The 6,686-nt window shown below is 60.8% G+C and carries 7 protein-coding genes; 1 reads left to right on the top strand and 6 read right to left on the bottom strand.

Annotated elements, in window-relative coordinates:
• From ACFFAR_RS20800 to ACFFAR_RS20785, 4 genes are all read right to left on the bottom strand, one after another.
• On the bottom strand, nt 1–306 hold a 306-nt coding region (locus tag ACFFAR_RS20800), incomplete at its 3' end, for a DEAD/DEAH box helicase (RefSeq protein WP_375508374.1).
• Nucleotides 307–551: 245 nt separating this feature from the next.
• Nucleotides 552–1,172 carry a hemolysin III family protein gene (locus ACFFAR_RS20795; protein ID WP_375508373.1) on the bottom strand — a complete coding sequence of 207 codons (621 nt, stop codon included), beginning with the start codon at nt 1,170–1,172 and terminating at the stop codon, nt 552–554.
• Nucleotides 1,173–1,412: 240 nt separating this feature from the next.
• Nucleotides 1,413–2,711, bottom strand: coding sequence for a cytochrome c (locus ACFFAR_RS20790; RefSeq protein ID WP_062169307.1), 1,299 nt, complete (start codon nt 2,709–2,711; stop codon nt 1,413–1,415).
• A gap of 21 nt (nt 2,712–2,732) precedes the next feature.
• The gene (locus ACFFAR_RS20785) at nt 2,733–3,482 is read right to left on the bottom strand and encodes a cytochrome c (RefSeq protein WP_061998560.1); all 750 of its coding nucleotides are present in this window, start codon (nt 3,480–3,482) and stop codon (nt 2,733–2,735) included.
• Nucleotides 3,483–3,897: 415 nt separating this feature from the next.
• On the opposite strand from ACFFAR_RS20785, the gene ACFFAR_RS20780 reads away from it, so the two are divergent.
• Nucleotides 3,898–4,833, top strand: coding sequence for a CopD family protein (locus ACFFAR_RS20780; RefSeq protein WP_174364288.1), 936 nt, complete (start codon nt 3,898–3,900; stop codon nt 4,831–4,833).
• Between the two features lie 29 nt (nt 4,834–4,862).
• Here the strand turns inward: ACFFAR_RS20780 and ACFFAR_RS20775 are convergent, their stop codons facing one another.
• A complete protein-coding gene (locus tag ACFFAR_RS20775; protein WP_062000699.1) occupies nt 4,863–5,162 on the bottom strand; it encodes a hypothetical protein in 300 nt (99 codons plus the stop codon).
• Nucleotides 5,163–5,449: 287 nt separating this feature from the next.
• A complete protein-coding gene (dgoD, locus tag ACFFAR_RS20770) occupies nt 5,450–6,598 on the bottom strand; it encodes a galactonate dehydratase (protein ID WP_031359553.1) in 1,149 nt (382 codons plus the stop codon).
• Nucleotides 6,599–6,686 lie beyond the last annotated feature (88 nt).

Genomic DNA, 6,686 nt, shown 5'->3' with positions numbered 1-6,686 from the left:
GTACTTGCCGTAGGTGCGGACGCTTTCTTCGACCTGCGCGGCGAGTTCGCGCGTGGGCGTCAGGATGAGCGCACGAACCGGGCGCTTGGCGCCGGCCGCAGGGGCGGCTGCCTCGGACAAACGTTGCAGGATAGGCAACGTGAAACCGGCCGTCTTGCCGGTGCCGGTCTGCGCGCCTGCCAGCAGGTCGCCACCGTTCAGCACGGCCGGGATGGCCTGCGACTGGATGGGAGTAGGGGTGGTGTAGCCTTGTTCAAGGACCGCGCGAAGCAAGGGTTCGGACAAGCCGAGGGAATCAAAAGACATAAGTGTTCACAGATTCGGTATGCCGACCGGCGTTGTCGCATAGGCCTCAAATGAGGTGCGCGCGTACGACGATCGAGGAAATCGGGCGGCATGACGATCGGGGCGCTTGCTTGAAGTCAAGCAGGAGCGCCGGGAAAGTTGCCGCGAAGATCAACGCGCTATCAAGACACGCTGACTGGCGTTAAGTTGCATTTGAAGCGCGCACGCTTCAAATCATCAGGCATTGAGTGCCGATCAGGGCAGGCTCACGCAACATAGCGCGCAATGCTGACGAATTGACACAAGCTGCCGCCCAACACGAACAGGTGCCAGATGCCATGGCCGTGCCGGATGCGCTCGTCGTTGATGAAAAAGTAAATGCCGGCGCTGTAGATCAAGCCGCCTGCCAGCAGCCACGCCGTGCCGGCGGGCGGTAATGCTGTAACGAGAGGACGGATGGCTACGAGCGCGAGCCAGCCCATCAACACGTAAATCACCATCGATACACTGCGGGTTCGGCGCCCGAGCGTGAGTTCCTGAACGATGCCAAGAGCAGCAAGCCCCCAGCTTACCCCGAATAGCGACCAACCCCACGGACCGCGCAGCGTGACGAGCGTGAACGGCGTGTAGCTTCCCGCGATCAGCAAATAAATGGCCGAATGATCGCATTTCTGCAATACAGCCTTGAGCCGCGGGCTGCGGACCCAGTGATAGAGCGTTGAAATCGCGTACAAGGCGAGAAGCATGGCGCCATACACGGCAAAGCTCACCATCTTGTACGGATCGCGTTCCAGCGATGCCATGGTCACGAGCGTTGCAAGTCCCGCCACCGACAGTACAGTGCCGACAAGATGGGTAACGCTGTTGAACCGCTCACCAACGTGCATCGAAGAACATCCTCACTGCCTGCGCTGCGTTTTCCGCATGTATCTGCAATCGCCCGGTATTTTACCGCGAGACCGGCTACTCGAACGGATAGTCCCCGACTCGCTTTGATTGCGCACAGGTGCTGCATACAAATACCGGGTGCAAAAGTTGAGCGCAAAAAGAAGAAGGGCGCTGCCCCGACTGCGAGGCCTGCGCCCTTCACTGCATTTTACGCTACTGGTCGAACTGGTCTCTTTCGGTCAGTCCAGCGGCGCCGAACGCAGGTTGCTCACTTGTTGCGGCGACACCGGCGTACCGTGGTTGCCCCACGACATACGAATGTACGTCACAACCGCAGCCACTTCCGTATCCGACAAAGCTTGCGCAAACGGCGGCATGCCATACGGATGCGGGTTGCCTTCCGTGCTCGGCGGATAACCACCGTTGAGCGTCATGCGGATCGGGTTCACGGCCGATTGCATCTGGATGGACTGGTTGTTGGCGAGCGGCGGGTAAGCCGGCGGCTTGCCGAGACCGTTCTCCGCGTGGCACTTCGCGCAATTTTCCGTGTAGATCTTCTTGCCCTGGACCAGCAACTCGCCACCGAATTTCTCCGATGTCTCGAACTGCATGGTTTCCGGCGCTTCCTTCTTTTGCGGAATCGACTTGAGGTACGTGGTCATTGCGCCGATGTCCGCGTCCGTCATGTATTGCAGGCTGTTGTGAACCACTTCGGCCATTGGACCGAATACGGCGCCACGCTGCGATACACCCGTCTTCAACAGGTCGTTGATGTCCTTCGCGTCCCAGTCGCCAAGACCGGCTTCCTTGTTCGACGTGAGCGAAGGCGCATACCAGTTCTGCAGCGGAATCAGGCCGCCGCCGAAGGCTGCCGAGCTCACCGGGCCGCCGAGCGGGTTGATCGAGGTGTGGCACATGCTGCAATGGCCAAGCCCTTCGATCAGGTAAGCACCGCGGTTCCATTCGACCGACTTCGTGGGATCCGGCTTGAATTCGCCTTCGCGGAAGAACAGCACGCGCCAGCCAATCAGCATGTTGCGCTGGTTGAACGGGAAGCGCAGTTCGTGCGGACGGCTGGGTTCGTTCACGGGCGGAACCGAGCGCATGTACGCGAACATGGCGTCCGAGTCGGCGCGCGTGACCTTCGTGTAAGCCGTGAACGGCATGGCCGGGTAAAGCAGGCTGCCGTCTTTCGAGCGTCCGTTATGGATCGACCGGTAGAAATCGTCCGATGTCCATTTGCCGATACCGTACTGGTCGTCCGGCGTGATGTTCGGCGTGTACATGGTGCCGAACGGCGTCAGCATGGGCAGGCCGCCCGCGAACGTCTTCCCGCCGCGAACCGTGTGGCAGGCAATACAGTCACCAGCGCGCGCCAGGTACTCACCGCGCTTGATCAGCTCGGTCTGGTCGGCGGGCACGGCGGCGACAGCGCCGCTCGAATGGAATGCGTCGCCACCCGACCAGAGGGCGGCAGCGGCTGCGGCAGCCGTAAGGACGACAACCGCCGAGAGTGCGAACAGGGACTTGCGTTTCATATTCTTATCGCTCCTCGCGCCTTATTGCGGTTCGCTGCCGCAAACGAGCGGCATCTTGCGTGAGCCAGCGGGCGCGGGTACCGGATTGGCCGGTGCGGTTTGCGTGGAAAGCCAGGCGGCGACAGAGGTCACGTCGTCGTCGGTCAGGCGGGATGCGATCTGTTGCATGCAGTCAGGTGCTTTCGCGTGACGCGAGCCCGCACGCCAGGCGCCGAGCTGCGCGCTGATGTAGTCGGAGTGCAATCCCACGAGACCCGGAATAGCCGGTTCCATACCAGTGAGCGACGCGCCGTGGCAGGCCGCGCAAGCCGGGATGTTGCGGCTCGGGTCGCCGTTCAGCACGATCTGCTGGCCTTTCGTCACAGTCGATGCCGACACGGTCGGCTTGGCCGGCTGCGGATAAGGCGGGCGCTGTTGCGAGAAATACGTGGCGATCTGGTGAAGGTAGTCGTCGGAGAGATACGTGACGAGGTAGTTCATGGGCGGATACTTCCGGCGGCCTTCACGGAAGTTCTGCAACTGGTTGTACAGGTACTCGGCAGGCTTGCCGGCAAGACGCGGGAAATAGTCATTGTCCGTGCCTTCACCGTGCACGCCATGACATGCCGTACAGCCCTGCACACGTGCTGCCATGGTGTCCGGCGCGACGGGCTGGGCGGCTTGAGCTTCGGCGGCGCCGGCGGCAGCGCTGGCAGTCCCTAAGAGCGCCAGCGCCATTAGCGGGGCGAGCAACGGACGAAAGATGCGTCTTGAAGACACGCGACACTCCATGAATTTCGAGGACCTGCCGAGCTTCGTTCGGCCCGGTGCGAATATGTGGTGAACCATTGCCACATTGGCTCTGCGAGCCTCTGATGCGACGCGGCATTCTATCATCGTTGCCTGATGATGACTATTTGAGCATTGACCTGTTGTGGCTGACTTTCAACCTCTGCGCGACAATTTGCCGCGCGACTGATCGACAGGGGATTTGAAACTCTTCAATCACTGGCGGGGCGTTGCGTTCGACAAAGCATCGACTCGATTTCGACCATTTCCTGCAACTGTCCTTGTCGTGCATTCCATGTGCCCGTTCCGATAGACTCGCGGTCCGGAAGCCCTGTTGCGCCGATCCACGACACCCCACCAAACTTTCAATACTTTCCTCGTTCGCTTTCAGCATGACTCAATTTCCGCAGGTGTGCGCATGAACGGCGATCCGCTCTGGTTGTCGCAGGTCGTTATCGCTGCGTTTGCCGATATTGCGTTTGCCTGCACGCTCGGCGCGGGATTGCTGAGCGTGTGGTTATCGAAAGAGAAAGCGGTCGAGGCCAAATCGCCCGCCCATGCCGCGTGGCAGAAAGCGCGGCGGTTGAGCATCGGCGGCGCGGTCGTGCTGGCCGCGGCGAATCTCATGCTGGTCTGGCTGCAGGCGGCATCGATGAGCGGCGAGCCTTTGTTCGATGCGTTCTCCGCCGTTTTCGCCGTGGTGACTAGCACGCATGCGGGTATCGGCTGGGCGATCGCCTTTGGCGGCAGCGTGCTGCTTAACTTTGCAATGGTGTTCGCGACCGCGAAGGGCAGTCCGCGGCTCGGGTTGTTCGCGGTGGGCGCGATCGTGGCCGCGGCGGGGAAGGCGTCGATTGGCCATGCCGCCGATGCCGGCGCGTTTTCGCTGGCCGAAGGCGTGCAGACCGTCCACCTTCTGGCGACCGCGTTATGGGGCGGGGTGGTGTTCGCGGGCGCGTGGAGCGTGTTGTCGGCGTTGGGGACATCGCTGGCGCGGGCGTTTTTGATTCGCACGGCCGGAAAGATGTCGACGATGTCCGTGATCGCCGTCTCGCTGGTGGTAGCGACCGGCATCTACAACGCCTGGCGCGGGTTGGGCGGTTCGGCAGAAGCGCTCGAAGCAAGCGCGTGGGGCCAGGCGCTGGTCGTGAAAGCGGTGCTGGTCGCGACCGCGTTGCTGCTCGGCGCAATGAACCGATGGTCCGTGTTGCCGCGATTGCAGCGCACGGCATCGACAGTCGATGCCCGCACGTTCACCGGCGTCATGCGGGTGGAAGCGGTTTTGATCGTTGCGGTGTTTGTCGCGGCCGCCGTGCTGTCGCACAGCGTGCCGGGGTTTGCATCGGCGGGATGAAGCGCAGGCGGGTGTTGTGCCTGGCGAGCTTATTCGTAACCGAGTCTGTGACTCACGATAGGCGCGCAGAACAGCGCCAGCGCGCAGCCGACTGCCTTGCCCTGCAACTCGATGAACGCCTTGTGCGACATGGGCGATGAAAACAGGACATCGGCCAGTTGCGGCAGGCAAAACAGCACCGCAGCGCCAATGAAGCATTTCGTGACGACCGACAGCCGCCAGTTGTACTGCGCGCCCATCGAGGCGCAGATCACGCGGAGCACGCCGAACAGCACAAGCGCGCCAACGGCCATTTGCGTGCGGATATATTCGTCTGGAAGTGTGTACATGCTGGACTCTTTCGCTTTATCGTCGCGCTCTTCCCGGGCGCATGGGTCGGAACATCAGTACACGAGATAATGCAAGACGCGGGCCAAGCGTCGATGCTGCATGCAAAGCCTTGCTGCAAAAGGGTTCCCCAGAATTACGAACGCCCTTTTTCAACGGCGTAACGCGCTGCGAGAACGTAGTTCAACAGCGCGTTACGTAACGACATCAAGACAAACCGCTGTCTCGACAAACCGTATTCTACGATGCCTTAAGCAACCGTATCGTACGGTGCGCCGCAATTCTCAGATCACCATTCTGCAACGCTGCCATCGGCGTGACGCCAGACCGGATTGCGCCAGCGGTGACCGACCTTCGCCATCTCGCGCACCTTCTCTTCGTTCACTTCGATACCCAAGCCCGGCCCTTGCGGAATCATCACCATGCCGTCTTCGTATTTGAAGACTTCCGGGTTCTTGATGTAGTCGAGCAGGTCGTTGCCCTTGTTGTAGTGAATCCCGAGGCTTTGCTCCTGGATGAAGGCGTTGTAGCTGACGGCATCGATTTGCAGGCAGGTCGCCAGCGCGATCGGCCCAAGCGGGCAATGCAGGGCGAGGGCAACGTCGTAGGCTTCGGCCATCGATGCAATCTTGCGGCATTCCGTGATCCCGCCCGCATGCGATGCGTCCGGCTGGATGATGTCCACATAACCGCCGGCCAGGATGTGCTTGAAGTCCCAGCGCGAATAGAGACGCTCGCCAAGCGCGATCGGCGTGCTCGTCTGGTTCACGATATCGCGCAACGCCTCCACGTTCTCCGACAACACCGGCTCTTCGATAAACAGCAGCTTGAACGGATCGAGTTCCTTCGCGAGGACCTTCGCCATCGGCTTGTGCACGCGGCCGTGGAAATCCACGCCGATGCCGATATTCGGACCCACCGCCTCGCGCACGGCCGCGACGTTGTTAATGACCGCCTGGACCTTGTCGAAGGTATCGATGATCTGAAGTTCTTCCGAACCATTCATCTTCACGGCCTTGAAACCGCGATCCACAACGGCGCGCGCATTGTTCGCGACATCGCTTGGACGATCGCCGCCAATCCATGAATACACCTTGATGCGGTCGCGCACCTGGCCGCCGAGCAGCGCGTGAATGGGCACGCCGTGATGCTTGCCCTTGATGTCCCACAGCGCCTGATCGACGCCCGCAATCGCGCTCATGCCGATCGGCCCGCCACGATAAAACCCCGCGCGATACATCACCTGCCAGTGATCCTCGATCAACAGCGGGTCCTTGCCGATCAGATAGTCCGAGAGTTCATCGACCGCTGCTGCGACCGTGTGCGCGCGGCCTTCCACCACCGGTTCGCCCCAGCCGACGATGCCTTCGTCCGTCGTGATCTTCAGAAAACACCAGCGCGGCGGAACGATAAAAGTTTCGAGTTTCGTGATTTTCATGCTGGCGTCTCCTGATTGTCTGGTGAGTGAGGAACGAGGGTTTCAATGCTATCAAAAATCAGCTCACGTTGTATATTAATAGTACTAT

Source organism: uncultured Caballeronia sp., from assembly GCF_964243625.1.
Lineage (GTDB): Bacteria > Pseudomonadota > Gammaproteobacteria > Burkholderiales > Burkholderiaceae > Caballeronia.
The sequence above is the reverse complement of the archived record's forward strand: the minus strand, read 5'-3'. Positions and strand labels throughout refer to the sequence as shown.

Coding starts and splice junctions, on each gene's coding strand:
- ACFFAR_RS20795 (WP_375508373.1), bottom strand. CDS start 1,172: ATGCACGTTGGTGAGCGGTTCAACAGCGTTACCCATCTTGTCGGCACT.
- ACFFAR_RS20790 (WP_062169307.1), bottom strand. CDS start 2,711: ATGAAACGCAAGTCCCTGTTCGCACTCTCGGCGGTTGTCGTCCTTACG.
- ACFFAR_RS20785 (WP_061998560.1), bottom strand. CDS start 3,482: ATGGAGTGTCGCGTGTCTTCAAGACGCATCTTTCGTCCGTTGCTCGCC.
- ACFFAR_RS20780 (WP_174364288.1), top strand. CDS start 3,898: ATGAACGGCGATCCGCTCTGGTTGTCGCAGGTCGTTATCGCTGCGTTT.
- ACFFAR_RS20775 (WP_062000699.1), bottom strand. CDS start 5,162: ATGTACACACTTCCAGACGAATATATCCGCACGCAAATGGCCGTTGGC.
- dgoD (WP_031359553.1), bottom strand. CDS start 6,598: ATGAAAATCACGAAACTCGAAACTTTTATCGTTCCGCCGCGCTGGTGT.